The 26,458-nt window shown below is 63.5% G+C and carries 21 protein-coding genes; 9 read left to right on the forward strand and 12 right to left on the reverse strand.

What is annotated here, in order from left to right:
• Positions 1-114 precede the first annotated feature (114 nt).
• The gene (locus tag NL528_RS20895) at positions 115-1,563 is read left to right on the forward strand and encodes a DASS family sodium-coupled anion symporter (protein WP_309184544.1); all 1,449 of its coding nucleotides are present in this window, start codon (positions 115-117) and stop codon (positions 1,561-1,563) included.
• On the opposite strand, the gene NL528_RS20900 is transcribed toward NL528_RS20895, so the two are convergent.
• From NL528_RS20900 to NL528_RS20940, 9 genes are all read right to left on the reverse strand, one after another.
• Positions 1,560-2,645 carry a response regulator gene (locus tag NL528_RS20900; protein WP_309184545.1) on the reverse strand — a complete coding sequence of 362 codons (1,086 nt, stop codon included), beginning with the start codon at positions 2,643-2,645 and terminating at the stop codon, positions 1,560-1,562. The genes NL528_RS20895 and NL528_RS20900 overlap by 4 nt on opposite strands.
• Positions 2,642-3,082, reverse strand: a complete 441-nt coding sequence (locus NL528_RS20905; RefSeq protein WP_309184546.1) for a response regulator — start codon at positions 3,080-3,082, stop codon at positions 2,642-2,644. The genes NL528_RS20900 and NL528_RS20905 overlap by 4 nt, the downstream gene beginning before the upstream one ends.
• Positions 3,079-4,611 carry a CHASE3 domain-containing protein gene (locus NL528_RS20910; protein ID WP_309184547.1) on the reverse strand — a complete coding sequence of 511 codons (1,533 nt, stop codon included), beginning with the start codon at positions 4,609-4,611 and terminating at the stop codon, positions 3,079-3,081. The genes NL528_RS20905 and NL528_RS20910 overlap by 4 nt, the downstream gene beginning before the upstream one ends.
• A 126-nt stretch (positions 4,612-4,737) precedes the next feature.
• A complete protein-coding gene (gene accC / locus NL528_RS20915; protein ID WP_309184548.1) occupies positions 4,738-6,087 on the reverse strand; it encodes an acetyl-CoA carboxylase biotin carboxylase subunit in 1,350 nt (449 codons plus the stop codon).
• A gap of 24 nt (positions 6,088-6,111) precedes the next feature.
• Positions 6,112-6,603: an acetyl-CoA carboxylase biotin carboxyl carrier protein gene (gene accB / locus NL528_RS20920; protein ID WP_309184549.1), complete on the reverse strand. Its 492-nt coding sequence runs from the start codon at positions 6,601-6,603 to the stop codon at positions 6,112-6,114.
• A 55-nt stretch (positions 6,604-6,658) separates the two neighbouring features.
• Complete coding sequence (gene aroQ / locus NL528_RS20925) at positions 6,659-7,126, reverse strand: type II 3-dehydroquinate dehydratase (RefSeq protein WP_309184550.1); 468 nt, start codon at positions 7,124-7,126, stop codon at positions 6,659-6,661.
• Positions 7,127-7,358: 232 nt separating this feature from the next.
• Positions 7,359-8,138 carry a DUF1236 domain-containing protein gene (locus NL528_RS20930; protein ID WP_309184551.1) on the reverse strand — a complete coding sequence of 260 codons (780 nt, stop codon included), beginning with the start codon at positions 8,136-8,138 and terminating at the stop codon, positions 7,359-7,361.
• Positions 8,139-8,387: 249 nt separating this feature from the next.
• Positions 8,388-9,155, reverse strand: a complete 768-nt coding sequence (locus NL528_RS20935; RefSeq protein WP_309184552.1) for a DsbA family protein — start codon at positions 9,153-9,155, stop codon at positions 8,388-8,390.
• A 96-nt stretch (positions 9,156-9,251) separates the two neighbouring features.
• Positions 9,252-10,658 carry a M48 family metalloprotease gene (locus tag NL528_RS20940; RefSeq protein WP_309184553.1) on the reverse strand — a complete coding sequence of 469 codons (1,407 nt, stop codon included), beginning with the start codon at positions 10,656-10,658 and terminating at the stop codon, positions 9,252-9,254.
• A gap of 239 nt (positions 10,659-10,897) precedes the next feature.
• Between NL528_RS20940 and NL528_RS20945 the strand changes: the two genes are divergently transcribed.
• The 3 genes from NL528_RS20945 to NL528_RS20955 all read left to right on the forward strand — a co-directional run bounded on the left by NL528_RS20945 (position 10,898) and on the right by NL528_RS20955 (position 13,798).
• Entirely contained in the window at positions 10,898-12,085 is a 1,188-nt protein-coding gene (locus tag NL528_RS20945; RefSeq protein ID WP_309184554.1) for an aminotransferase class I/II-fold pyridoxal phosphate-dependent enzyme, read from the forward strand.
• 40 nt (positions 12,086-12,125) lie between these two features.
• Positions 12,126-12,392: a hypothetical protein gene (locus tag NL528_RS20950; protein ID WP_309184555.1), complete on the forward strand. Its 267-nt coding sequence runs from the start codon at positions 12,126-12,128 to the stop codon at positions 12,390-12,392.
• A gap of 68 nt (positions 12,393-12,460) precedes the next feature.
• On the forward strand, positions 12,461-13,798 hold the full coding sequence (locus tag NL528_RS20955) for a dicarboxylate/amino acid:cation symporter (RefSeq protein ID WP_309184556.1): 1,338 nt from the start codon (positions 12,461-12,463) through the stop codon (positions 13,796-13,798).
• A gap of 66 nt (positions 13,799-13,864) precedes the next feature.
• Here the strand turns inward: NL528_RS20955 and NL528_RS20960 are convergent, their stop codons facing one another.
• Positions 13,865-16,015, reverse strand: coding sequence for an Rne/Rng family ribonuclease (locus NL528_RS20960; protein WP_375144033.1), 2,151 nt, complete (start codon positions 16,013-16,015; stop codon positions 13,865-13,867).
• Here NL528_RS20960 and NL528_RS47140 point away from each other — a divergent pair.
• The 5 genes from NL528_RS47140 (at position 15,938) to NL528_RS20980 (ending at position 23,768) form a co-directional block, all read left to right on the forward strand.
• Complete coding sequence (locus tag NL528_RS47140) at positions 15,938-17,056, forward strand: hypothetical protein (RefSeq protein ID WP_375144034.1); 1,119 nt, start codon at positions 15,938-15,940, stop codon at positions 17,054-17,056. The genes NL528_RS20960 and NL528_RS47140 overlap by 78 nt on opposite strands.
• Positions 17,057-17,668: 612 nt before the next feature.
• Positions 17,669-18,970, forward strand: a complete 1,302-nt coding sequence (locus NL528_RS20965; RefSeq protein WP_309184558.1) for an N-acetylmuramoyl-L-alanine amidase — start codon at positions 17,669-17,671, stop codon at positions 18,968-18,970.
• Positions 18,971-19,181: 211 nt separating this feature from the next.
• Positions 19,182-21,680: a penicillin-binding protein 1A gene (locus NL528_RS20970; RefSeq protein WP_309184559.1), complete on the forward strand. Its 2,499-nt coding sequence runs from the start codon at positions 19,182-19,184 to the stop codon at positions 21,678-21,680.
• An 80-nt stretch (positions 21,681-21,760) separates the two neighbouring features.
• Positions 21,761-22,892 (forward strand): peptide chain release factor 2 gene (gene prfB, locus NL528_RS20975; RefSeq protein WP_309184560.1). Its coding sequence is split into 2 segments (ribosomal slippage): positions 21,761-21,829 and positions 21,831-22,892, totalling 1,131 coding nucleotides; the frame shifts between segments, so codons are not numbered across the junction.
• Positions 22,893-22,895: 3 nt separating this feature from the next.
• Positions 22,896-23,768: an NAD(P)-dependent oxidoreductase gene (locus NL528_RS20980; RefSeq protein WP_309184561.1), complete on the forward strand. Its 873-nt coding sequence runs from the start codon at positions 22,896-22,898 to the stop codon at positions 23,766-23,768.
• Positions 23,769-23,906: 138 nt separating this feature from the next.
• On the opposite strand, the gene NL528_RS20985 is transcribed toward NL528_RS20980, so the two are convergent.
• A complete protein-coding gene (locus tag NL528_RS20985; protein ID WP_309184562.1) occupies positions 23,907-24,101 on the reverse strand; it encodes a hypothetical protein in 195 nt (64 codons plus the stop codon).
• Between the two features lie 133 nt (positions 24,102-24,234).
• A complete protein-coding gene (locus NL528_RS20990) occupies positions 24,235-26,298 on the reverse strand; it encodes a carbamoyltransferase C-terminal domain-containing protein (RefSeq protein ID WP_309184563.1) in 2,064 nt (687 codons plus the stop codon).
• Positions 26,299-26,458: the final 160 nt, after the last annotated feature.

A 26,458-nucleotide genomic window follows, 5' to 3' on the forward strand; every position in this document is an offset into this window, starting at 1 on the left:
GGGCCCCAGAATAGCAGGACGTCGAGGGCCTATGCTACGGTCGAAAAAAAGGCGGCGCGGCCGGAACATCGGGGGAAGCCGCCGTGATCGCCGGTCGGGAGCAAGGGGGAATTCGTGAAAATTACCTGGAAGACCATCGCGCCGCTGGCGATCTGGCTTGCGATCTATCTGGTGCCGGTACCGGCCGGCCTCAATCTCAATCAGTGGCGCTATTTTGCGATATTTGCGGCCGTGATCGCCGGCCTGATCCTGGAATCGATGCCGGTCGGCGCGGTCGGCCTGATCGGCCTGACGGTCGCGGGCGTGATGGGGTATGTCGAACCCGATCCCAACAAATCGCTGCGCTGGATGCTGGGCGGGTTTTCCGAAAGCACGGTGTGGCTGATCGTCGGCGCCTTCGTGTTCTCGATCGGTTACCGCAAGAGCGGGCTCGGCCGGCGGCTCGCTCTGATGCTGGTGCGCGCGCTCGGCCGCCGCACCATCGGCCTCGGTTATGCGGTCGCCTTCTCCGACCTTGTGCTGGCGCCAGCGACACCGTCCAACACCGCGCGCTCAGGCGGCACGATCTATCCGATCGCTAGCAACATTCCCAGGATCTACGGTTCCGAACCCGGGCCGACCGCCGGCCTGATCGGCACCTATGTGATGTGGACGGCGTTTGCGACCACGGCGGTCACGAGCTCGCTGTTCCTGACCGCGCTGGCGCCGAATGCCGCCGCGCTCTCGATCGCCAAAAAGATCGTCAATGTCGACATCGGCTGGTCGCAATGGTTCTTCGGGTTTGCGCCGCTCGGAATCCTGTTGCTGCTGCTGGTGCCGTTGCTGAGCTACATCGTGTGCCGGCCGGAGGTGAAGGAAAGCCCGGAAATCGTCACCTGGAGTGCCGGCGAAATCGCCGCCATGGGGCCGCCGTCGCGCAGCGAATGGATCATGGCAGCCTTGGTGCTGCTGGCGATGTTTCTGTGGATCTGCGGCTCCAATCCCACCATCAGCCTGCCGCTGTTAGGTGCCAACTTCATCAACCCGACCATGGTGGTGTTCGTGGTGATCTCGCTGATGCTGGTCACGGGTGTGATCGATTTCGACGACATCGTCGCTGAGAAGAGCGCCTGGGAAGTGTTCTTCTATTTCACTTCGCTGCTGACGCTGTCGTCCGGCCTGAACGAGATCGGATTCATCAAATGGGTGGCGGAGGGCTACGCCAAGCCGCTGGCCAGCGTGTCGCCGCTGATGGGCATGATCCTGCTGGTGTCGTTCTTCTTCTGGATCCACTATTTCTTTTCCAGCATCACCTCGCACACGGCCGCCGTATTGCCGGTCGTGCTCGCCGTCGGCACCAGCATTCCCGGCCTGTCGGTGCCAACCTTGATGCTGCTGTGCGTGTATTCGCTGGGGCTGATGGGCGTGATCTCGCCCTATGCCACGGGACCGGCGCCGATGTATTTCGGCAGCGGTTACATCGGCAAGCGCGATTTCTGGAAATTCGGCCTGATTTTTGGGGTGATCTATTTTGCGGGCCTGCTGTTGATCGTGCTGCCGTGGCTGCGGTTCATCGGCTTTTAACCGGCGGCCACGTTTGCGGATTTCGCCGCATTGGCGCGGCGGAATTGCAGCACGATCCGGGTCCCCTGATGGGCGGAATCGCGTTCAACGGTTGCTTCCAGCTTGGCGGCCATCGCCGAGACGATGCGCTGGCCCATGCCGGTGCCGCGCGGATCGGCCTTGGCGTCGAGGCCGACGCCGTCGTCGGCGATCGACAGCACGAGATCGTCGCCCTGGGCCTTGAGTTCGATATGGATGGGGCCGGCGCCGTCGGGGTAGGCGTATTTCACCGCGTTCATCACCAGCTCGTTGACGATGATGCCGATCGCCACCGCGCGATCCGGGTCGATATCGATCGGCTCTGCCTTCAGCGTCAGCCGCGACATCCGGTTGCCTTCGGCCGACCGCCTGAGATCTTCCAGCAGGGCGTCCAGATACTGGTTCAGCAGCACGCTCTTCAGGTCGTGCGAGGTGTAGAGCCGGCGGTGGACCTGGGCGACCGCGGCGACGCGTCCCATCGCGTTGGTCAGCGCCTCCTTGACGCCGTCCTGCGTGCTCGAATTCGCCTGCAGGTGCAGTAGCGAAGCGATGATCTGCAAAGAATTGCCGACGCGGTGGTTGACTTCGCGCAACAGCACTTCGCGTTCGGCTGCCAGTGCTGCGTAGCGGTCGCGCGAGGCGTGGACCTCGGCCTCGGCCTCGTCGCGGGCCCTTTGAATTTGCGCCTGCCGCATCGCGCCGTTGACGGCGACGTGGAGCAGCGGAATGAAATCGCCCTGGGCATCCTTGACCAGATAGTCCACCGCACCCGCCTTCAACGCGGTGACCGCGATCGCCGAATCCTGCGAGGCGGTGACGAACACCACCGGCGGCGCGTCCGGAATCTTCAGTATCTGCTCGAGCGTTTCCAGACCGTCGAGACCGGGCATGTACTGGTCGAGGGCGACGACGTCGATGCCGCCTTGCGCCAGGCGCGCGAGCCCCTCATGTCCGCTGGCGGCATGGACGACCCTAAAACCTTGTCGCGTCAGGCCGCGGTCGACCAGCCGGGCAAGCGCCGCGTCGTCATCGATATACAGCAATGTCGGCGTTGCGGTGTTCATGTGGCGGCGGGTGGTACCTGAATGACGGAAAAGAACAGGCCGAGCTGGCGAATGGCGTTGGCAAAGCTTTCATAATTCACCGGCTTGGTGATGTAGACGTTGCAGCCGAGTTCGTAGCAGCGCTTGATTTCCTGGGAATCGTCGGTCGTGGTCAGAACCACGACCGGCGTCGCCTTCAAATATTTGTTGTCCTTGACCCGCCGCAAGATATCGATGCCGGTCATGTCCGGCAGGTTGAGGTCAAGCAGGATCAGCAGAGCCTCGCCCTTGTGATTGAGTCCCGTGCCGTCGCTGCCGAACAAATAGTTCACCGCGTCTGTACCGTTGGTGAACGGCATGATCTCGTTATTGACACCGGAGCGCCGGATATTGCGTTCGATCAGGCGGGCATGGCCCTCATCGTCCTCGATCATGATGATGGTGACTGGCTTGCTCATGACGCCTTGTTCCGGTTGCTGAATGTCCAGTTGATCGGCAGTGTTATCGTGAATGTGCTGCCGGTGTGAAGCTCCGATGCCACCGACATGGTTCCGCCTAACCGCCGCACCAGCGCGCGGACATGCGCAAGGCCGATGCCTTGTCCGGGTTTGTCCTGGGTTCCCGCGCGACGGAACAGGTCGAAGATCCGCTGGTGGTCCTTGGGATCGATGCCGCGCCCATTGTCGGAGACATCGAAAATCGCAAAGCCAAGCTTGGTGCGGCCCCGGATCAGGATGTCGCCGGGAACCCCGCTCTTGAGATATTTGAGCGCATTATCGATCAAATTGGAGAAGATCTGCTCCAGCGCAAGACGGTCGCTGACAATGTTCGGCAGCGGCTCGATGCGGATTTGAGCATCGGCTTCCGCGGCCTGATGCGCCACGGTTGCAACGATGCCTTCGATCAGTTCGCGGGTATCGATGCGCACGGGCTGGAATTCGCGCCGTCCCTCGCGGGTGAGGTTGAGAATTGCCGATATCAGCCGGTCCATCTTGCCGATCGAGGATTTGATGAATCCCAGCGCCTCGGTGAAATCTTCCGACAGTTGCTTGTCGGTGCCTTCGAGCACGGGTTCGGCGCTATCGGTCGCATTGTCCGGCACCGGCGGCGCCGAGGTCCCGGCACGGGCAAGCGCCGCGATCCGCTTGAAGATATCGCCGCGCAATTCCTCGAGCTCGCTGGTGAAGCCCATGATGTTCACCAGCGGCGAGCGCAGATCGTGGCTGACGATGTAAGCGAAACGCTGGATCTCGTCATTGGCCTCGCGCAGATCCGCGGTGCGCTCATCGACGGTGGCCTCGAGATTGATATTGTTGTCGCGCAGCAATGCTTCGGCTTCGTCGCGTGCGCGCGAAGAGCGCCGCACCAGAAAAATGGAGATGCCGGCCAGGACGACAACGAAACCCGAACCGATGCCGGTCATCGATGCCGCCAGGGTCTGACTGCGGTCGGCGTTGGTCGTGCGCAGGACAAACAGACGATCTTCTTCGGCACGCATCTCGCCCGCCAGATCGTAGATGTGGTTCATGGCGGCGCGGCCAACGTCCTCGCGGACGATCTGGGCGGCGTCGTTCAGGCGCTGGGTCCGCGCAAGTTCGATGGTCTTGCGGAATTCCTCGATGCGCTGATGGCTGAGTGGAATCATCTGGTCCAGAACCCGCCTTTGAGTCGGATTGTCGCTGGTGAGTTCACTCAGCCGCGTTAGTGCCGGCGGAATCTGGGATGCGGCCTCCTCGAAATCGGTTTGAAAATTGGGCTGCAATGTCAGAACAAAGCCGCGCTGAGCGCTTTCGGCCCGGCGCAATTGCAGTTGCGTGAAGGATATCTGATTTTCATTTTCAACGGTGCGAACCACCCAGCGCGCGTCCTCCCGCGCCCTGTTTACCAGATAGACCGAGCCAGCGCTGATAACCGTCAGCACCACAAGCCCCGCCGCAAGCAGCAGGATCTGGCCGATTGCGCGCCGGCGCATGGCGTCAGGCGTCACAACAGTCTCGCGTCATGAAGCAGTGGAATTCAAGCGATCCCCCGGACGGGAAGGATTTCCCGGGCCGGGCAAAACGCCTGCTCAGGCAATTGGTTCCATAGGGCGGTGATTGTTTTCGAGGCCGGTTCAACCGACCGGCTGGCCGGCCAGGTACTGCTCCAGCCAGTGGATATGGTAGTCGCCATCGATAATGCTGGGCTCCCGCACCAGGGCCCGAAACAGCGGCAGGGTGGTTTCGATGCCCTCGACCACCATCTCATCCAGCGCCCGGCGCAGCCGCATCAGGCATTCGCCGCGGGTCTTGCCATGGACGATCAGCTTGCCGACCAGCGAGTCGTAATAGGGCGGGATGACGTAGCCCTGATACACGGCCGAATCGATCCGCACGCCGAGCCCGCCGGGCGGATGGAATTGTGTGATCTTTCCAGGCGACGGCCGGAAGGTCTGCGGATTTTCGGCGTTGACCCGGCATTCGATGGCATGACCGATGATCTGGATCTCGTCTTGCGTCGCCGGCAGGTCGCCGCCGGCGGCGATGCGGATCTGCTCGAGCACGAGGTCAATATCGGTGATCATCTCGGTGACGGGATGCTCGACCTGGATGCGGGTATTCATTTCGATGAAATAGAACTCGCCGTCCTCGAACAGAAATTCGATGGTGCCGACGCCGAGATATTTCATGTCCTGCATCGCCTTGGCGCAGGTCGCCCCGATTTTGGCGCGGGCGGCGGCGGCGAGAACCGGCGAGGGGCCTTCCTCCCAGACTTTCTGGTGACGCCGCTGCAGCGAACAGTCGCGCTCACCGAGATGGATCGCGCCGCCGCGGCCGTCGCCGAGCACCTGGATTTCGATGTGGCGGGGCTTCTGCAGGTATTTTTCCAGATAGACCGAGGCATCGCCGAACGCGGACTTGGCCTCGTTGGATGCGGTCGACAGCGCCATCATCAGATCGTCGGCCGTCTGCGCGACCTTCATGCCGCGCCCGCCGCCCCCGGCGGCAGCCTTTACCAGCACGGGAAAGCCGATCGCCTCCGCGATCGCCATCGCGTCGTCGTCGGATCCGACACCGCCGTCCGAGCCCGGCACCACGGGAATGCCGAGCCTCTTCGCGGTTTTCTTGGCTTCGATCTTGTCGCCCATCAGGCGGATGTGCTCGGCCTTCGGGCCGATGAAATGCAGGTTATGCTCGGCGAGGATTTCGGCGAAGCGGGCATTCTCGGACAGGAAGCCGTAGCCGGGATGCACCGCATCGGCGCCGGTGATCTCGCACGCCGCGAGCAGCGCGGGGATGTTGAGATAGCTGTCCTTTGACGGCGGCGGCCCGATGCAGACGCTTTCGTCGGCAAGCCGCACATGCATCGCGTCGGCGTCGGCGGTGGAATGCACGGCAACGGTGGAGATGCCGAGTTCCTTGCACGCGCGCAGCACGCGCAGGGCGATTTCGCCGCGATTGGCTATGAGTATCTTGTCGAACATCGCAGCGCCTGACGTTGACGAATTCTATTCAATGATGACCAGCGGTTCGCCGAATTCGACCGGCTGGCCGTCCTCGACGAGAATTTGCGTTACGGTGCCCGCGCGCGGCGACGGAATCTGGTTCATCGTTTTCATCGCTTCGATGATCAAAAGCGTTTGTCCGGCCGATACCTTGCTGCCGACCTCGATGAATGGCTTGGCGCCGGGCTCGGGCGACCAATAGGCGGTGCCGACCATCGGCGAGGGCACAACGCCCGGGTGTTTTGCCAGGTCGGTGGCAGCGGCGGGCGCAGCGGATGCGGCCGAAGCCGCAGACGCCGAAACGCCCGGCTGGAAGTTCGCCGGCATCGAGGCCGCGATTGAGATGTTGCGTGCGACCCGCACCCGAAGACCGGCGCGCTCGATCTCGATTTCGGTGAGACTGGTCTCGTCCAGCAGCAAAGCGAGTTCGCGAATGAGCGCGCTGTCGTCGCTTTTGAAATTTGCGGCTGATTTGGTGTCAGGCTTGCTCGCCATGCTGTTGATCCGGAATTCTCTGGGTGGTGACGGCTGACGCGTCAGGCTTTTGATGTCAGGTTTTTGCTTTGGCGCCGATTTTGGCGGCAAGGCCGTTGATCGCGAGCCGGTAGCCGTCGATGCCGAAGCCGCAAAGCGAAGCGAAGGCGGCTTTGGCGGTGAAGGAATGATGCCGGAAACTCTCGCGGGCGTGAATGTTGCTGATGTGCACTTCGACAGTTGGAATTTTCACCGCGACCAGCGCGTCGTGCAGCGCGATCGAGGTGTGGGAATAGCCGCCGGCATTGATGATGATGCCCACAGCCTTGCTGGCATGCGCCTCGTGGATGAAATCGATCAGCTCGCCTTCGCGATTGGACTGCCGGCAATCGGCCTTGAGGCCGAATTGCGTCGCGGTCTCCGCGCACAGTTTCTCGACATCGGCGAGCTTTGCATGGCCGTAGGTCTCGGGCTCGCGGGTCCCCAGCATGTTGAGGTTCGGACCGTTGAGCACATAAATAGTCGCTGTAGAGGCCTCGGCCATCCAGATTCCAGTAATTGGGGGCGGGTAGGTCGCGGGGTTATAGGTAACAACGGAGGCTAGGGGAAGCCTCGTAGCCCCGTGGAATAGGCCCCAAGAGCTTCATCCGGTTCGTAAAAAGCCGCATGGAACCTACGGAAATCATTCGTTAACCAAAGTTTGAGGATACCCGGCCGCCACGCAAAAGGGGCGGGCATTTCTGCCCGCCCCGAACGCGCCGAGAGCTCAAAAGCTCTTAGCCTTCGATGATGTAGACGATCTCGTGCGTCTGCGGACGCACGATGATGTACTGGCCGTGCACGAAAATCACATCGTAGCCGCGCCACTCCGGATAGATTTCCACGATCCGGGCAGGAAGCGGATGGAAACGAACCGTCGCCGGCACCACGGTGCCGACTGCGATGTTGAAGTTGACGTTGGTCGTCTCCTCGATCTTCTCCGACTTGATGGCGGAAACGATCTGGGTGCGCTTTTCAGCCGGCGGGGCTGCGGTCGCCGAAGTGGCGGCGTTGCCCGTCGTCGTCTGCGACCTCGAGTCGGTCGTGCCCTTGGTCTGGGCGTTCATGTTGCCTGTCTTGCTGTCGCGGCTTTCGGCGGCGTTCGTGGTACCGCTCTTGCTGTCACGGCTTTCGGCCTTCATGTCCTTGCCGCCTTTGGTCTCGTTCTCAGAGCTCATGCCCTTCGACTTCTGACCCTGCATCGCATTGTTGTCTTGCGCGCTCTTGCTGGTGCTCGTTCCCGGCTGCGCCTTTTCGTTGGATTCCGAGGCCTTCATGCCGGAGTTCTCAGAGCCCTTCATTCCCTGGGATTCGGCACCCTTCATGCCCGTCGATGCGCCCGAGTCTTTCTTCGGTGCTGCGGAAGGCGCAGCGTGTTCCGTTGCAGGAGCACTCTGCTGGGTTGGGGCGGCACTCGGCGCGCTTTCACGGCTCGTTCCGGTGCCCTGCGCATTCGCAAAGCCGGTTCCAGCGATCAGAGCCGCCACCGCAGCCGAAATCAAATAGCGATTAGTCATCGAATATCTCCTCACGTGGATGCATTGCCCGCGTCGACAACGACAGGAGATCGACGATGTTCCTGACTATTTACGGTTCCATCGCGCTTGTTTTATGAATGCGCGGTGAACGGATATTTCAGCTGAAATTGAAACCGCAGAAATGTTCCGGCGGTTCGGTTTGCGCGGCGTTTTGTCCAACAAAAAATCCGGCTGCGCGGCAGCCGGATTTCTATCGTCGAACGAAGTGGCCCTTGCGAGGCCGGCGCGTCAGCAGGTCACCTTGCCGCAGCGGGCGACGCCGATCTTCTCCTTGAGGCTTTCGATGCCGACCGCGCCGATCACGACCTGCTTGCCGATCACGTAGCTCGGCGTGCCATTCATGCCCATGGCTTCGGCGAGCTTGAAGTTCTCTTCGATCGTCGCCTTCGCTTCCGGGCTCGCCATGTCCTTTTCCAGCTTCGCCATGTCGAGGCCGACTTCCTTGGCAACTGCCATGGCACGCGCCTTGTCGGCGGCGCCGCGACCGCCGAGCAGCTTCTGATGGAAGTCGAGATATTTCTTGCCGGTCGGATCCTGCATGCGCACGGCGACCGCGACCTGGGCCGCTTCGACCGAGCCCTGGCTCAGCACCGGGAATTCCTTGAGCACGACCTTCAGCTTGGGATCAGCCTTCATCAGGTCGAGCATGTCGGCCATGGCGCGTTTGCAGTAACCGCAATTGTAATCGAAGAACTCGACGAAGGTGACGTCGCCATCCTTGTTGCCAAGGGTCACACCGCGCGGTGAGTTGAAGATCGCGTCCGCATTCTTGCTGACACTCGCTTCGTGCTTTTCGGCTTCAGCGGCGGCCTGACGCTTGCTCAGTTCATTCATCGCCTCTTCGAGCACTTCGGGGTGCGAGATCAGGTAGTTCTTGACGATGGTTTCGATGTCGCCGCGCTGGGTATCGGAAAAACTCTGCGCGGAGGCGGACAGCGGCGCCGCACCGAGCGCGAGCGCGAACAGGGCGGGTGCGAGAAAACGGAAAGCAGGCATTGGCAAATCCTTGTGCGGCGGGTTTCGCCCGGCAATTCTTGCGAAGGCCGGCTCTTGGAACAGGTACAGCAGGTTGTAGTTCAACTCGGTTTATTTCTAGTTGTTTTTCTGGCCCGGCAGCGGCTTGGCGCTCACAATGTCGTCAGCTTTGACCCAGCCGGGCGTGCCGATGGCGAAGCGGGTTTTGGCCCGCGAGGCCAGATCGCGCGCGGTCTTGTTGTCGCCGCGCAGGTAGGCGGCCTGGGCGGAGGCCAGATCGGCCTCGGCGTAGTCTCCCTTGCGGCCATAGGCCATGGCGAGCTGGGTGTAGCCAAGCGGCGCCTCGCTCTCGCGCGCCACTGCGGCACGCAGGATCGAGATCGCTTCCTCGGCATAGGTCTTGTTGTCGGTGGCCACCAGCGCCTGCCCGAGCATCATCTCGATCAGCGGCGCGTTGTTCGAGAGCTGCACCGCCTTGCGCAGCGGCGCGATCGCCTCCGCGGGCTTGCCGCCTTCCAGCAGCGCCTGGCCGCGCAATTCGTAGAAATAGGGATTGGCGGGCTGCAGCTGAATCAAGCCGTCGATCTGGGCGATCGCGCTGCGCAGATCGCCGTGCAGATAGGTCGTGATGGCGTGCGCGTAGCGCGCGGGCAGGCTGGTGTTCGACATCGGATAGCGCCGGTAGACCGTGTCCTGCCGTTCCATGAAGGCGGAGATCTTGGCGCGCACCATGTCGTGGCGCATTTGCAGGGCCGGGTCGTCTTTCTTGTCCCAATAGGGGCTGGAGCGCGCCAATTCCTCGAGGGCTGCGACCCGCTCCGCGGGCATCGGATGCGATTGAACATAGGGGTCCGCGCCGTGCGCGGCGAACAGGCTGTCGTTGGTGAAGCGCTTGAAGGTTTCGTACATGCCCCTGGCGGATTGGCCGGTGGCCGTCAAAAACTTCACGCCGGCCTTGTCGGCGTTCTCCTCCTGCTGGCGCACATAGGAGATCAGGGTGCGGCGGATCATTTCCTGCGGCCCGGCGACAGCGGCGGCGCCGGCATTGGCCAGGCCGCTATTGGAATTGCCGCTTCGCACGCCCGCGACCATCGCGCCGGCGCCGAGCAGCATGGCGATGATCATCTGGGTCTGCGCCTGCGCCAACTGCTCGCGCATTTTGGCGAGATGGCCGCCGGCAAGGTGGCCGGTTTCGTGCGCGAGCACGCCGATGATCTGGTTCGGGGTCTCCGATTGCATGATCGCGCCGTAATTGACGAAGATGCGGCGGCCGTCGGCGACGAAAGCGTTGAAGGCGCTCTCGTTGATGATCACCATCTGGATGTTCTGCTTTTCCAGACCGGCGGCGCGCAGGATCGGCCGGGTGTATTCGCGCAGCAATTGCTCGGACTCGGTGTCGCGCAGGATCGGCGGGCCCTTGTTCTCCTGAGCCGGCGCGGCCATCGGGGCCACGGCCAGTGCGGTCGCGGTCATCAGTGCGGTCCATTTCGAGGTCTTTTTGCGTAAGCCGATGCGAAGCAACATGTGCGGTCTTTTAAAGATTGGCGGCGCCGATATGCGGTGGGCCGGATCGGTCCTGATGGAGCGAGCTTGTTAGATCAGAATCCGACCCCAGTCTGTTGTTTTGGCGTGTTTTCTTCACGCGAACCGGTATCCACTTCGCTTGAAAACGCTATAAGGAGCCACCGAATGCGGCCAGTCTGGGGCGGTAACCGGTGCAGGACCCGTGAAATCGGCGGCAGCCGTTCAGATAGCAGATATCGATGCTCGAAGCGACACTCAGAGACCGTGCAAAATACCTGCTGACCCCCTCGGCACGGAGCGATGTTCCACCCTTCATGGTGATGGATGTGATGGCGGCGGCGGCCCGCATCGAGGCGGCCGGCGGCCACGTGATTCACATGGAAGTCGGGCAGCCGGCGGCGCCGGCCCCGGGGGTTGCGATCGCGGCCGCCCAGGCCGCACTCCAGGACGGGAGGATCGACTATACGTCCGCGCTCGGCATTCCCTCGCTGCGCGCGCGTATCGCCCGGCACTACCGCGATACTTATGGCTGTCAGGTCGATGCCGAGCGCGTCGTCGTCACCACCGGTTCGTCCGGCGGTTTCATCCTGGCGTTTCTTTCGATGTTCGAGCCGGGCGACCGGGTCGCGGTCACCGTGCCCGGCTATCCGCCGTATCGCCACATCCTGACCGCGCTCGGCTGCGAGCCGGTGCTGATCGAGACCTCGAGCGAAACCCGCCATGCGCTGACCGGCGAGGCCCTGCTGGCCGCACATCGCAAGGCGCCGCTGAAAGGTGTGCTGGTCGGCAGCCCCGCCAATCCGACGGGAACCATGATGTCGCGCGAGGCGCTCACGAGCCTGATGGCGGCCGCCGAAGGCGCCGGCATCCGGTTCATTTCCGACGAAATCTATCACGGTCTCGATTATGCATTTCCGGCCGTGACCGCGGCCGAGCTTTCGCCGCAGGCGCTGGTGATCAACTCGTTCTCGAAATATTTCTGCATGACCGGCTGGCGGGTCGGCTGGATGGTGGTGCCGGAGCCGCTGGTGCGGCCGATCGAACGGCTGCAGCAGAACCTGTCGATCTCGGTGCCGACGCTGTCGCAGATCGCGGCCGAAGCCGCGTTCGAAGGCCGCGAAGAGATGGAAGCGATCAAGCGCGGCTATCAGGAGAACCGCCGCATCCTGATCGACGGCCTGCCGAAAGCCGGCCTCACCAAATTCCTGCCGGCCGATGGCGCGTTCTATCTCTATGCCGACGTCTCGGACTTCACGTCCGACAGTTTCGAGTTCGCCAGCCGGATGCTGGAAAAGGCCCACGTCGCGGCCACCCCTGGCGTCGATTTCGATCCAGTCCACGGCCGCAGCTTCATTCGCTTTTCCTACGCGCGCTCGGCCGACGAGATGCGCGAAGCCGTCGCGCGCATCGCGCGCTGGCTCGGCTAGCGCCACCCGCACACGAGAAACCCTTATCCGGAGATATGCTTTGTCCGTCAGAACGATGCCCGCGCCCGTTGTACCCGCGCATTTTCCGCTTGCCGCCTTGCTGTGGCCGCAGCGTGCCGGCGGAATCTCCGATGTGATGCGCCGCGTCATTCTGGTTGCGCTGGGAACCGCGCTGCTGACCCTGTCGGCCAAGGTCAATCTGCTGCGCTCGTACCGGCGATCAGGCGTGTGCTCGTTCGTCGCGGCCAGGACCGCCGGGCGCGCGACCAACGCCATTGACACCGTTGGGCCAATGGCTCTTGGCTAGACAGGGTGGGACGACGCCGCGCAAACGCGGCGGAACAAATCAGCGATCTCTGAGGGGGGAGTAACATCATGGCGGCAACGATTGCGAGCGGCGCACCGGTGAGTGCTGCGAAACCGGCAAAGCCCTGGTACAAGGTTCTCTATATTCAGGTGCTGATCGCCATCGCGCTCGGCGCCCTCGTGGGCTGGCTGTGGCCCGATCTTGCGACTAACGACTGGATCAAGGCGCTCGGTGACGGCTTCATCAAGCTGATCAAGATGGTGATCGCGCCGATCATCTTCTGCACCGTGGTATCTGGCATCGCGCATATTCAGGATGCCAAGAAGGTCGGCCGCATCGGCGTCAAGGCGCTGGTCTATTTCGAAATCGTCTCGACCTTCGCGCTGTTGATCGGGCTCATCGTCGGCAACGTGGTGCGGCCCGGCTCGGGTTTTGGCGGAGCCCTGGCGGACGCCGGCAAGGTAGCCGGATTCGCCAAGCAGGCCGAAGCCCAGAAGACCGTCGATTTCTTCCTGCACATCATTCCAGATACCGTGGTCGGCGCCTTTGCGACCGGCGAAATCCTCCAGGTGCTCCTGTTCTCGATCCTGTTCGGTTTCTCGATCATGGCCCTTGGCGAGCGCGGCCATACCATACGTGCCTTTGTCGATGATGCTGCTCACGCGGTGTTCGGTGTCATCGCTATCGTCATGAAGGCGGCGCCGATTGGAGCCTTCGGCGCGATGGCTTACACCATCGGCAAGTTCGGAACCGGCGCGATTTTGAATTTGATGGGGCTGATCGCGACGTTCTACCTCACGGCGGCGCTGTTCGTGTTCGTCGTGCTCGGCGTCATCGCCCGGATCGTCGGCTTCTCGATCGTCAAGTTCCTGGCCTACATCAAGGACGAACTCCTGATCGTGCTCGGCACTTCATCGTCGGAGAGCGCGCTACCTTCGCTGATGGAAAAGCTCGAGCGGCTCGGCTGTTCGAAGTCGGTCGTCGGTCTGGTGGTGCCGACCGGCTATTCCTTCAACCTCGACGGCACCAACATCTACATGACGCTGGCAACGTTGTTCATTGCGCAGGCGCTCGGTTTCGATCTCACCCTCGGCCAGCAGATCACGATCCTGCTGGTCGCGATGCTGACCTCGAAGGGCGCGTCCGGCATCACGGGGGCGGGCTTCATCACGTTGGCGGCGACGCTGGCCGTCGTCGATCCGCGTCTGGTGCCCGGCATGGCCATCGTGCTCGGCATCGACAAGTTCATGAGCGAATGCCGGGCGCTGACCAATCTGTGCGGCAATGGTGTTGCCTGCGTGGTGGTGTCGTGGTGGGAGGGCGAACTCGATCGCGACAGGCTGCATGCCAGTCTCAACAAGCAGGTCGATCCATCGGATATGGAGACCGCGCTCACGACCGATTGACGATCGTGTTGAGCCAATAAAAAACCGCCCGGTTTTGCCGGGCGGTTTTTGTTTTGATCTGGATCCTTATTCGCCGCCGCCGAAACGGCGCGACCACCATCCCGCCTTGCGCGGCTGGGTGTCGCTGGTTGCCGCCGGAACGGGGTCGGCGGGAGCTGCCGCAGGGGGCGGCTCGGGCTGACTCTGAACCAGTGGTGCGGGCGCATCGCTCGGGGCGCTGGTCAGGAAGCTGACCTTCTCGCGCACGGTCGAGCGCCGTCGCGCGGCGGCGCGGTCGGCTTCCTGGGCGGTCTCTTCCGCCGCGGGCGCGCTGACGGTTTCGGGCTGGGCGTGCGGCTGCTCGGCAGGCTGCCATTGCGGCGGCTGCGACACCGGCTCGGGGTGCACCAGCGAGGGCGCCGGGTCAGGCGAAACGCCGTCGAAATCGGCAACCGCCGTGGTCGCCTCCGGCGCCGATGTCGGCCCGAGTTCGTCCGCGATCGATCCAACCAGACCGTCTTCCGGTCCGTTGCCACGCCGGCGGCGTCCACCGCGGCGTCCGCGGCGGCGCGGGCGCCGCTCGCCATTGGGCCCTTGTTCGCTGCGCGCGAAGCCGGGCTGTTCGTCGGCTTCTTCCTCGTCGGACTCGCCGTCGTCGGCAACCGCGCCATCGGCGGCCATTTCGGGCACCACGCGCGGGGCCTCGTTCTCGTCACGCGGCGCGCCGCCTTCGCGCGCCTCGCCGGAGCGGCCGCGCCGACGCCGGCGCCGCTTGCGCCGGTGGCCGTCGCCCTCGGTTTCGCCGCCGGTTTCTTCGCCAGCCGCGGCATCCTCCGTCAGCCCTTCGGTTTCTTCGGTCTCGATTTCCGATTCGATTTCGATATCGAACGATTCCTCGTCGTCATAGGCTTCCTCGACCTGCGGCGGCGAGGCTGCGGCTTGCGCCGCGAGCAATGCCTTGGCCGCTTCCAGTGTGTGCACCTGTTCGCCGCGATCGATGATGAACGACTGCTGGCCGCTCACGGTCGCGTCGGCAACCACCGCAAGCGAAACCTTGAAGGCGTTTTCGAGATCGCGCAGATGGCCGCGCTTGTGGTTGAGGACGTAGAGCGCGACGTCGGTCCGGGTGCGCACCACAAGATTGTGGGTCGCGCCCTTCATCAGGATTTCCTCGATGCCGCGCAGCAATTGCAGCGCCACCGACGATACCGAGCGGACATGACCGCTGCCGCCGCATTGCGCGCAGGGCTCGGTCGAGCTCTCCAGCACGCTGGCGCGGATGCGCTGGCGCGACATTTCCAGCAGGCCGAAATGCGAGATGCGCCCGACCTGGATGCGCGCGCGGTCCTGCCGCAGGCAGTCGGAGAGCTTGCGCTCGACTGCGCGGTTGTTGCGCTTCTCGTCCATGTCGATGAAGTCGATGACGATCAGGCCCGCGAGATCGCGCAGGCGCAACTGGCGAGCGACTTCTTCCGACGCCTCGAGATTGGTCTTGAGCGCGGTGTCCTCGATGTGATGTTCGCGGGTCGAGCGGCCGGAGTTGACGTCGATCGAGACCAGCGCCTCGGTCTGGTTGATGACGATGTAGCCGCCGGAGCGCAATTGCACGGTCGGCGAGAACATCGCATCGAGCTGGCTCTCGACGCCCATCCGCGAGAACAGCGGCTGGCCGTCGCGATATTGCCGCACCGCCCGCACGTTCGAGGGCATCAGCATCTTCATGAAGTCGCGCGCTTCCTGATAACCGGCTTCGCCGGCGACCTGGATCTCGTCGATTTCCTTGTTGTAGAGGTCGCGCAGCGAGCGCTTGATCAGCGAGCCTTCCTCATAGACGAGGGTAGGGGCCTGCGACTTCAGCGTCATGTCGCGGACGGTTTCCCACATCCGGATCAGGTATTCGAAGTCGCGCTTGATTTCGGGCTTGGTGCGCGAGGCACCGGCGGTGCGCAGGATGATCCCCATGCCTTCGGGCACGTCGAGATCCTGCACCACTTCCTTCAGGCGCGAGCGATCCTGCGCCGAGGTGATCTTGCGGCTGATGCCGCCGCCGCGCGCGGTGTTGGGCATCAGCACCGCGTAACGGCCGGCCAGCGACAGATAGGTCGTAAGCGCCGCGCCCTTGTTGCCGCGCTCTTCCTTGACGACCTGAACCAGCATCACTTGGCGGCGCTTGATGACTTCCTGGATCTTGTACTGGCGGCGTGGACGGAACGCGCGTTCCGGAACTTCTTCCAGCACGTCGTCGCCGCCGACGGATTCGACGAGTTCCTCTTCGGCATCCTCGCCTTCCTCGTCCTCGTCGTCGTGATGTTCCTCGCCATTCGCGGCGGCATGCTCATCGTGCGGCGCGGCGGCGTGCGCTTCACCGGCATGCTCGTGGGGTTCGGCGCCGCCATCTTCGGCATGCGGCGCGTCGTCGGCGTGAGCCGCGTTTTCGCGCGCATGCTCGTCATGATGCGCGTGCTCTTCTTCCTCTTCTTCGTGAGCTTCCGCCACGGCGGCCTCGACAGCGGCCGTATCGGGCAGGGTTACCGCCGCCAGTGTCTCGCTGGTGTGGGTCTCGGTGCCCTGGTCCTGCGCGTGATCATGCCCATCGTGGGCATATTCGTGATCCTGCGTGTGGTCGTGATCATGCTCGTGCGAATGCTCATGACCTTCGTGGTCATGATGTTCGCCGTGCGGCTCTTCGACGTGCGAATGTTCAGCGTGCAGGCCTTCGTGTCCGTGGCCTTCCTGGCCCTCATAGGGTTGAGGGACCTGCGAGTGATCGACGGCGGCGTTTTCCACCACCTCGCTCTGGACGCGGTCGCCATTGCCGCGGCGGCGGGCATTGCGATGGCGCGAACGGCCGCGATGGCGGTTGGAGGAGCGGTTCTCGCTCTCTTCCTCGGCCTCGCGATGGGCGCGCTCGTCGGCTTCGATCAGCGCCTGACGGTCGGCGACCGGTATCTGGTAATAGTCGGGATGGATTTCGCTGAAGGCGAGGAAGCCGTGGCGGTTGCCGCCATATTCGATGAAGGCTGCCTGCAGCGATGGCTCTACCCGCGTGACCTTGGCGAGGTAGATATTGCCGCGCAGTTGTTTGCGCTGGGCGGTCTCGAAATCAAATTCTTCGACGCGATTGCCGCGGACCACAACGACCCGGGTCTCTTCCGGGTGGGTGGCATCGATCAACATCTTGTTGGGCATTTTGGGGCTCTTGACGGCGGCGGGCGCGGTGCAAGGCGCGCGCATGATGCGCGGCCCGGTGACGCGACGGTCCACCTGATTCGGGGGTGAGGGGAAGGCCAAAACGCAAACCTGGGCGCCATGCCGAACGGGGTCCCGGAGCGACACGACGTGCGAGGCTTTCGCCTCGCGGAAGTGCGATCGTTCCGTGGATCTTGGTCGGCAACACAGTCTGGCGCATCAAGCGTCGGCCCGTCTGAACATGTTGGCGGCGAAAGAGTACCGCCTTGTTAATCGCTGAAGGCCCCGGCGCGGCGCCAAAGCGCCCGCCGGCCATCGCATATCCGACCTTTTCGGGGTCCGGATAATCAGTTCTGCCGTGTCTTAAACCGTCCCTGGGGCGAGAGTGTGCCTGGGACCGGACGCCACTCGGGCTCGAAACCGTCACTCCTTGGCAGCCGCGCGCAGCGCTGGCTGTGGAGGGATCGGGAAAGACGCAGGAATCTTCTGCTTCGAAGGTTCCGGCGCTGCACCGGGAGGCTGAACGCGACACAACCGGGAGTATTAGCCGTCAGCCCCCCGTACATACGTGGATTGGGTCGCACGTGCAAGGGAAGCGTCGCAGCGCGGCAACACTCGCACCTTTTCGCCGCCGGCGCGTTAAGGATCAATTAACCCTGCGGTTCTAATCCGGTAATGGGTCTGCTCGGAGGCACGGAATCGTTGGCGAGCCGCGCAAATCAACGTATTTTGCTGGGAGGCGGCCTGTTGTGCGTCGCAGCATTGCTGTGCGCGCCGGCGATCGCCCCAAGCGCGGCTGAGGCTCCCGCACTGAGCCCGGCTCCGGCCGGGCCTGCCGTGGCATCGAGTTTTCCGGTCGCCTCGGAGGCCCGCCTGGCCGGCGACAGCAAACGGACCCGTTTCGTCCTTGATCTCGACAAAACCATCCAGTTTCGGGCCTTTACGCTGGCCGATCCGTATCGCGTGGTCGTCGATATCCCGCAGGTCACCTTCCAGCTCCCGGCCGGGACCGGAACCGGGGGCCGGGGGCTGGTCAAGGCGTTCCGCTACGGCCTGGTGATGCCGGGCGGCTCGCGAATCGTGTTCGATCTCACGGGCCCAGCGAAAATCACCGATTCCACCATGCTGGAGGCGGCCAACGACCAGCCGCCGCGACTGGTGCTGGAGCTGGAAGAGGTGGACCGGACCGCCTTCGTCCAGACCCTTGCGTCCGAGAACCGGCCCGAACTGCGACCGGCGATCGCGGATGCCAACGCCGCCGTGGTCACACCGGAGGCGACGAAGCCCGCCGCGCCCGATTCGCGCCCGCTGATCGTGATCGATCCCGGCCATGGCGGCATCGACAACGGCACCCAGTCGAGTGGCGAAAGCGAAAAGAACCTGGTGCTGGGATTTGGCCTGGCGCTGCGCGATCGGATCGAGAAATCAGGCAAGTATCGCGTCGTTATGACGCGCACCGACGACACGTTCATTCCGCTGAACGACCGCGTCAAGGTCGCGCGCAACCAGTCGGCGGCGCTGTTTGTGTCGATTCACGCCGACGCACTTCCGCGTCGCGAGGGCGATGCCCAGGGCGCCACGATCTATACTTTGTCCGACAAAGCCTCCGACGCCGAAGCCGAGCGGCTGGCGGAGGCGGAGAACAAATCCGACGCGATCGGCGGGGTGAACCTGTCGGACGAGCCGACCGAAGTCGCTGACATCCTGATCGATCTGGCGCAGCGCGAAACCAAGACCTTCTCGAACCGGTTCGCGCGCACGTTGATGGGCGAGATGAAGAGCACGGTGCGGATGCACAAGCACCCGCTGAAATCCGCAGGCTTCCGGGTCCTGAAGGCCCCCGACGTGCCGTCGGTCCTGGTCGAGCTCGGTTATGTCTCGAACAAGGGCGATCTCGAACATCTGGTGTCGGAGAACTGGCGGACTAGGACGGTCGGATCGATGGCCCAGGCGATTGACACGTTTTTCGCCAAACCTCTGGCAATCGCTGGGCCGGCCAAATGAAATGAAAAGAGAGCGCACCAATGCCGGAAGCCCTAGTTTGGCCACAGCGGCAACGGTATAGAAAACCACCGCCGGGCCTTTGGAATCGGCCAATATTGTCCGTCGGCTCATGTATTATCGGCCTGTGCTGCGGTGTGTCGCCGGGCAGGGCTTTCGCGCTAGGGCAGACGCCGCGGAATTGCGGCGCAAGGGTTGGAACGGAACTTCGATAATGCGCTTGCTCGTGCGGTTCTTGGGTTTCCTGTTCGCCGCCGGAACCGTGGTGTTCCTGGTCGGCGTCGCTGGCGTGGCGGGCGCAATCTGGCATTTTTCCAAGGATTTGCCGGACTATTCGCAGCTTCAGGATTATGAGCCGCCGGTGATGACGCGCGTGCATGCGTCGGACGGAGCGCTGCTCGGCGAGTATTCCAAGGAGCGTCGGCTCTATCTGCCGATCCAGGCGGTCCCAAAACTCGTCATCAACGCGTTCCTGGCGGCTGAGGATAAGAACTTCTACGAGCATGGCGGCATCGACTTTTCCGGCATGGCCCGCGCGGCGGTGCTGTACGCGCAGAATTACGGTTCCAACCGCCGGCCGCAGGGTGCCTCCACGATCACCCAGCAGGTCGCCAAGAACTTCCTGTTGACCAACGAGGTTTCGTTCGCCCGCAAGATCAAGGAAGCCCTGCTGGCGATGCGCATCGAGCGTGCGTATTCAAAGGACCGCATTCTCGAACTCTATCTCAACGAAATCTATCTCGGCCTCGGCGCCTACGGCATCGCGGCCGCGTCGCTGGTTTATTTCGACAAGTCGGTCAACGAACTCACGGTCGCGGAGGCGTCCTATCTGGCGGCGCTGCCGAAAGCGCCCGCGGCGCTGCATCCGGTCCGGAACCGCGATCGCGCGATCGAGCGCCGCAACTACGTCGTCGATCGTCTGCTGGAAAACGGCTGGATCAAGCAGGCCGACGCCGACAAGGCCCGCAAGGATCCGCTGACGGTGACCAACCGGGCCAACGGCGCTCATATTTTTGCCGGCGAGTATTTTGCCGAGGAAGTCCGCCGCGACATCTTCGAGCGCTACGGCGAGAAGAAACTCTATGAGGGCGGGCTGTCGGTCAGGGCCACGCTCGATCCGAAGATTCAAGTGATGGCGCGCAAGACCATGGCCGCCGGCATCGTCACCTATGACGAGGCGCAGGGTTGGCGCGGAGCGGTCAGCAAACTCGACGTTGCAGGCGATTGGGGCGTCAAGCTTGCCGACGTCAAATCGCTCGCGGACATCTCGCCATGGCGGATGGCGGTGGTTCTGGAAACCAGCGATCAGTCGGCACGGATCGGCTTTCAGCCCGGCCGCGAACTGGGCGGCGCCGTTTCGAAGGAACGGCAGACCGGCATCATCACGCTCGATGGTGTGAGGTGGGCCAAGCCAACGGCCGGGCCGGCAAAGGGCAGGACGCCGACGGCGGTGTCGCAAGTGCTGGCGCCGGGCGACGTGATCTATGCCGATCCGTTGTTCGGAAAGGATGGCAATCCGGTCGACGGACAATACCGGTTGCGGCAATTGCCGGAAGTGTCCGGCGCGATGGTGGTGATGGACCCCTGGACCGGCCGCGTGCTGGCGATGGTCGGCGGGTTCTCGTTCGACCAGAGCCAGTTCAACCGTGCGACCCAGGCCTATCGGCAGCCGGGTTCGTCGTTCAAGCCGATCGTGTATTCCTCGGCGCTCGATAATGGCTACACGCCCTCGACCGTCGTGGTCGACGCGCCGATCGAAATCGACCAAGGGCAGGGCGCCGGCGTCTGGCGCCCGGAGAATTTTTCATCCGGCAAATACCAGGGCCCGACCACGCTGCGCAATGCGTTGCGATTGTCGCTCAACACCGTCACCGTGCGGCTGGCGCAGGACATCGGCATGCCCCTGATCGGCGAATACGCCAGGCGATTTGGGGTCTACGACGAACTGCCGAATTATCTGTCCTATGCGCTCGGCGCCGGCGAAACCACCGTCATGCGGATGGTCACGGCCTATTCGATGTTCGCCAATGGCGGCCGTCGCGTGAAGCCGACCTTGATCGATCGGATCCAGGACCGTTACGGACACACGATATTCAAGCACGACGCCCGTGAGTGCCGTGGCTGCGACGCGCCCGGCGGCTGGAAGAATCAGCCCGAGCCGCAGCTCGTCGACCGCCGTGAGCAGGTGCTCGATCCCATGACCGCCTACCAGATCACCTCGATGCTGGAAGGTGTGGTGCAGGGCGGCACGGCGATCGCGGTGAAGGAAGTCGGCAAGCCGATCGCCGGCAAGACCGGCACCACCAACGAGGCGAAGGACGCCTGGTTCGTCGGGTTCTCGCCGGATATCGTCGTCGGCATCTATCTCGGCTTCGACAAGCCGCGTCCGCTCGGCCACGGCAACGCCGCCACCGGCGGCCATCTCGCGGCACCGATCGCGCGCGACTTCCTCAAGCTCGCGCTCGCCGACAAGCCGGCGATCCCGTTCAAGGTCCCCGCCGGAATCAAGCTGGTCCGGGTCGACGCCAAGAGCGGCATGCGCGCGGGTCCCGGCGACGGAGGCCGGACCATTCTGGAGGCGTTCAAGCCGGGCACGGCGCCACCGGATAATTACTCGGTCATTGGGGTAGCCGATGCGGACGGCCGCGTCCCGGCGGCGCAGACGCCGGATGCCGGCAATATCATGCGTCCCGGAACCGGCGGATTGTATTAGCCGATTGCGCTTTGCGGCCACCGCCGCTACATCCCTCGCACACTTGTACTGGCGGCTTGTGCCGCAGATCAGAGACCACCATGCGCGCCGAAGTCGAACGCCTTGTTGAAGAGATCAAGCAGTCGGTCGGGCTGCTGAGGAGGCATCTTTGACGTCGATGCATCCACGGCGCGTCTGGCCGAGCTGAACAAGCTCGCCGAAGATCCCAATCTCTGGAACGATCCCCAGAAGGCCCAGAAGCTGATGCAGGAGCGCACCTCGCTGGAGGACGCGCTTTCCGGCATCGGCAAGGTCGAGCGCGAGCTCGAGGATAATATCGGCATGATCGAGCTCGGCGAAGCCGAGAACGACGAGGGCGTGGTGGCCGAAGCCGAGGCCGCCCTGAAGGCGCTCAAGAAGGAAGTCGCCCGCCGCGAGCTCGAAGCGCTGCTGTCGGGCGAGGCCGACCGGTTCGATTCCTATCTGGAAGTGCATGCCGGCGCCGGCGGCACCGAAAGCCAGGACTGGGCTTCGATGCTGCTGCGCATGTACACGCGCTGGGCCGAGAAGCACGGCTTCAAGATCGAATATCTGGAAGAAACCCAGGGCGAAGAAGCCGGCATCAAATCCGCCACCATCCAGATCTCGGGCCATAATGCCTATGGCTGGCTGAAGACCGAAGCCGGCGTGCACCGGCTGGTGCGGATATCGCCGTTCGATTCCAACGCGCGCCGGCACACCTCGTTTTCGAGCGTGGCGATCTTTCCGGTGGTCGACAACAGCATCAAGATCGACATCGCCGAGTCCGACGTGCGCACCGACACCATGCGTTCGGGCGGCGCCGGCGGCCAGCACGTCAACAAGACCGAGTCGGCGGTGCGGCTGACGCATATCCCGACCGGCGTCGCGGTGGTCTGCCAGGCCGGCCGCTCGCAGCACAAGAACAAGGCGCAAGCCTGGGACATGCTGCGCGCCCGGCTTTATGAGATCGAGCTGAAGAAGCGCGAGGAACAGGCCGCCGCCGATCAGGCGGCCAAGACCGATATCGGCTGGGGCCACCAGATCCGCTCCTACGTGCTGCAGCCCTACCAGATGGTGAAGGATCTGCGCACCGGCGTGCAGACGTCGGATACGTCGGGTGTGCTCGACGGCGACCTCGATGAATTCATGGCCGCGACCCTGGCGCAACGCGCGTTCGGCACCGCGCCCGGCGCGGTCGAGGATGTGGATTAGCGCATGACGCGGGTTGCCTTCATCGGTCTTGGACGCATGGGCCACGGCATGGCCGGCCGTTATCTCGACGCCGGCTTCACCGTCGCGGTGTGGAATCGCAGCAAGGCCAAGGCGGAAGATCTGATCGCCCGCGGCGCGCAATGGGCGACATCGCCGGAGGACGCCGCAATCGATGCCGACGCCGTCGTGACCATGGTCGCCGACGACGAGGCGTCGCGAGCGGTCTGGCTGACCAAGGACGGCGCGGCCGCGACGATGAAGGCAGGCACGCTCGCGATCGAATGTTCGACCGTGTCGTACCAGCATGCGCTCGATATGGCGCGCGAACTGCGCGGCCGCGGTCTGGTCTATATCGATTGTCCCGTCACGGGCCTGCCGGAAGCGGCGGCTACCGGAAAGCTGACGTTGCTCGTCGGCGCTGATACCGCCGATCTCGATTCGGCAAAGCCTTACCTCGCGCCGATCGGCAACGTGATCCGGCACTTCGGCGCCGTGGGCAGCGGGACGGTCTACAAGCTGATCAACAATCTGATGGGCGCGGTGCAGATCGCGAGCCTCGCCGAAGGCATTGCGATGGCCGAGCAGGCCGGGCTCGACATGAAGCTGGTGGCGGAAGCGATGGCAACCGGGGCGGTGGCCAGCCCGCAGGTGATCCGTCACTCCAGGCGCATGGTGGCGCGCGATTTCTCGGGCGCGTCGTTCACGGCTGCGCTTCGCCACAAGGACGCGGCCTATGCGGTGAAACTGGCCGAGGCCCTGCTGGCAGAGGCGCCGCTGCTCGGACGTGCTGCCGTCGAAGCCTATGCCCGCGCGAAGGCACAGATGCCCGACGACGACGAAGGCAAGATGATCGAGATCGTGTCGCAACCGAAATAGTCGCATCGCGAACGCGTGAATCGGGGGGCGACCGCGCTCGCCTACTCGTGTTTTTTCAGATCCTGCGGCGTTCCGGCGCGACCAATGTCATGCTGGTGATGCTGCTGATCGATGGGCGTGTGGTCGCGTTCCTCAAGCTCAGTCCGAATATTCGGTGAACTTCTTGTAGATCCAGCGGCGGCCGTCGAAGCGCCGCCAGACCCGGCCGGTCAGCAATCGTCCGGTGATGGATCGCCGCGGAATGACGATCTTCCAGAGATGCCAGACCTCGGCCCAGGCAGGCTTCGGACTGAGGTTCAATATTCGGAACCGTTCCTGGCTTTCGGCGTGCATCGCGCGCGTTCACTTGGCTAATGCGAGTTCGGATGATGAAAATATCCGGTAGCCCACGATAGCGCGCCGCCGTCACGGTGCAATCGAAGTAGCCGGTTAAGCTAACTCGTCAACCTTACCGGCGATCGTCCCCTCACTTTGGGCGGCTCTTCCATTCCGCGAGCCAGCCGGTAAACCGGCCGCTGTCGCGCTCGCCGCCGTGCCAGGCCGCGTGGACCGCGCCGTCGCGCGCGACCAGCAGCACGACATCGAGGCCTTTCGACCGGCGCAGGGTATCGATCGCCTGGTTCGGCGTCTGTGCGATCGGACCTGCGACATTGAAGGAGGTGTTGACCGACATCTCGACGCCGATGTGACGGCCGAGCGCCTTCAGGTAGGCGTGGGTGAGGGGATCGTCGTCGGCGCGCACGATCTGGATCCGGCCGGTGCCGTCGGCATGAATGACCGCCGGGATTTTGTCGCGCGCATGCGGTTTCGATTGTGCGGTCAGCACCATGTAATTGTAGGCGTTGTAATCGGCGTCCGCGGCGCCCGGCAGCAGATCGAAATAGTGTTGGGCGGCTTCCAGCGTCGCCATCGGCGCCAGCGGCCGAATCGCTTCGCGGTATTTGACGCGCTCGTTGAGCCGTTCGCGTGCGTTGGGGTCGCAGGGGTTGGCGAGGATCGAGCGATGGCCGAGCGCGCGCGGGCCGGTCTCGGCCGCGCCCTGATACAGCGCGACCACGCCGCTCTGCGCGACGATGAATGCCATCAGATCGGCGATGGCATCGCGGCCATCTTGCGTCGAGACATCGCCAACGCGTTGTGAGGCGACGTCGTCGGCTTTCAGCGCCGCCGTGATGTCCGCCTGCGACGGCGGCAGACCGCAGTAGAAGGCATGCGTCATCGGCGCACCGCGCGGCGCGCCGGCGAGATGCGCAAACAGCCAGGCGGCGCCGATGGTCACGCCGGGATCGCCGGGCACCGGCGGCACCCACAGATGCAGGCGGGCGTCGCGCTGCTGCGCCTCGGCAAACCATGCCTGATCGAAATGCTCGAGCAACCGCATATTGCCGATGGCGTTGAGCGCGACGCCCCCGGTCAGCACCAGCCGGTTCGCGCCTGTCGTGCGCAACAGGTGATCCACGACATGCACGATCGCGTCTTCAAAGACCAGTTGGGTCGCCGCCGCCTTGTCGAGGCGATCCCTGGTGTCGGGACGATGCTCGATGTCTTCGACGCGAAGCATCGCGTCGGGATTCCAGAGCTGGTCGGGTTTGAGCGGTTCGCCGAGAATATCGATCAGCGGCGACTTGTAGGGATTGATGTCGGGTTCGCAGTGCCAGTTCGCCATGGCGCGATTGAGCCGCACCTCGCCGTTGCTGCCGAGATGCAGGACGTCTTTCAGCCGTGCGTAATAGGGATTGCTGGCGCGGTTCATGTCGCCCCAGGCAGCGGCACCCATATACCGGCCTTCGCTGGAAAGCCATGTCCAGCCGCCCTGTGTCGACGAAATCACGCTGTAGAACATGCCGAGTGAATCGAACATGCTGTTGTTGCAATAGAGCTGCCGCATCTCGCCCTTCTCGACGACGTAAAGCGAGATTGAGCCGACGTCCCCGGTGCCGTCCAGCACGGCGACGGCAACCGGTTCCCCGTCATCGGCAAACGGCGAGGCCGCAAATGAAAACCAGGCATGATTGCCGTGATGCGGCATGCAGATCAGCGGCAGCGGCTTGGCCAGCCTGAGCTGCCGCGCCAGGATTTTGGGCGAACGTGTCATCTGCTCGAGGCGGCGGCGGTCGAAAGCCGATGCGTCGCTGACGCGCGCCAGGTTGAGGCTTTGCGGTATTTCCTCCACCATCGAGCGCGTCAGGGTGCCGGCAAGCGAGGGATAATCCCAGCTCGTGAGCCACGCATCGATATCATCGATGTCGCGGCCGGCGGCGCGGAGCGTCGCAACCATCGCATCGATCGATTGACGCGGATATTCCGTTGTGTGTTTGTTGCCTGAGAAGCGCTCTTCCTCGTTGTTGACGATCAGGCGCGGGCCGTTCGCTTGCGTCACCGCAACCAGCGCCACACCGGAATTGTGCGTGCCTGCAAGCCCAAGGCCGGCGAGGAACACGGTCTCGCCGCGGCGAAGTTTTTCGCGCACGCGCGCCAACCGGTGGTCGGCGAACTTCGAGCCGAGCTGATGAAAACCAGCGGCGCCCATTGTTCGCTGTGCTAGCCAGCGCGCGAAGCGAAACCCAGCAGCTCCGAGCCGGGGATGTCGGGGAACAATTCGACTTTTCAATTCCAACCGCCATGGAATGGTAGGATTCCCCAGATCATCAATCACACTTGGCGGCGGGCAACAATGCTGTTTCGCCGGG

The sequence above is a fragment of the Bradyrhizobium sp. Ash2021 genome, assembly GCF_031202265.1.
Taxonomy (GTDB): Bacteria; Pseudomonadota; Alphaproteobacteria; order Rhizobiales; family Xanthobacteraceae; genus Bradyrhizobium.

Excerpts from the sequence above, each read along its gene's own strand:
- NL528_RS20900 (WP_309184545.1), bottom strand. The coding sequence starts at position 2,645 with ATGAACACCGCAACGCCGACATTGCTGTATATCGATGACGACGCGGCG.
- NL528_RS20905 (WP_309184546.1), bottom strand. The coding sequence starts at position 3,082 with ATGAGCAAGCCAGTCACCATCATCATGATCGAGGACGATGAGGGCCAT.
- accC (WP_309184548.1), bottom strand. The coding sequence starts at position 6,087 with ATGTTCGACAAGATACTCATAGCCAATCGCGGCGAAATCGCCCTGCGC.
- accB (WP_309184549.1), bottom strand. The coding sequence starts at position 6,603 with ATGGCGAGCAAGCCTGACACCAAATCAGCCGCAAATTTCAAAAGCGAC.
- aroQ (WP_309184550.1), bottom strand. The coding sequence starts at position 7,126 with ATGGCCGAGGCCTCTACAGCGACTATTTATGTGCTCAACGGTCCGAAC.
- NL528_RS20930 (WP_309184551.1), bottom strand. The coding sequence starts at position 8,138 with ATGACTAATCGCTATTTGATTTCGGCTGCGGTGGCGGCTCTGATCGCT.
- NL528_RS20935 (WP_309184552.1), bottom strand. The coding sequence starts at position 9,155 with ATGCCTGCTTTCCGTTTTCTCGCACCCGCCCTGTTCGCGCTCGCGCTC.
- NL528_RS20940 (WP_309184553.1), bottom strand. The coding sequence starts at position 10,658 with ATGTTGCTTCGCATCGGCTTACGCAAAAAGACCTCGAAATGGACCGCA.
- NL528_RS20945 (WP_309184554.1), top strand. The coding sequence starts at position 10,898 with ATGCTCGAAGCGACACTCAGAGACCGTGCAAAATACCTGCTGACCCCC.
- NL528_RS20955 (WP_309184556.1), top strand. The coding sequence starts at position 12,461 with ATGGCGGCAACGATTGCGAGCGGCGCACCGGTGAGTGCTGCGAAACCG.
- NL528_RS20970 (WP_309184559.1), top strand. The coding sequence starts at position 19,182 with ATGCGCTTGCTCGTGCGGTTCTTGGGTTTCCTGTTCGCCGCCGGAACC.
- NL528_RS20980 (WP_309184561.1), top strand. The coding sequence starts at position 22,896 with ATGACGCGGGTTGCCTTCATCGGTCTTGGACGCATGGGCCACGGCATG.
- NL528_RS20985 (WP_309184562.1), bottom strand. The coding sequence starts at position 24,101 with ATGCACGCCGAAAGCCAGGAACGGTTCCGAATATTGAACCTCAGTCCG.
- NL528_RS20990 (WP_309184563.1), bottom strand. The coding sequence starts at position 26,298 with ATGGGCGCCGCTGGTTTTCATCAGCTCGGCTCGAAGTTCGCCGACCAC.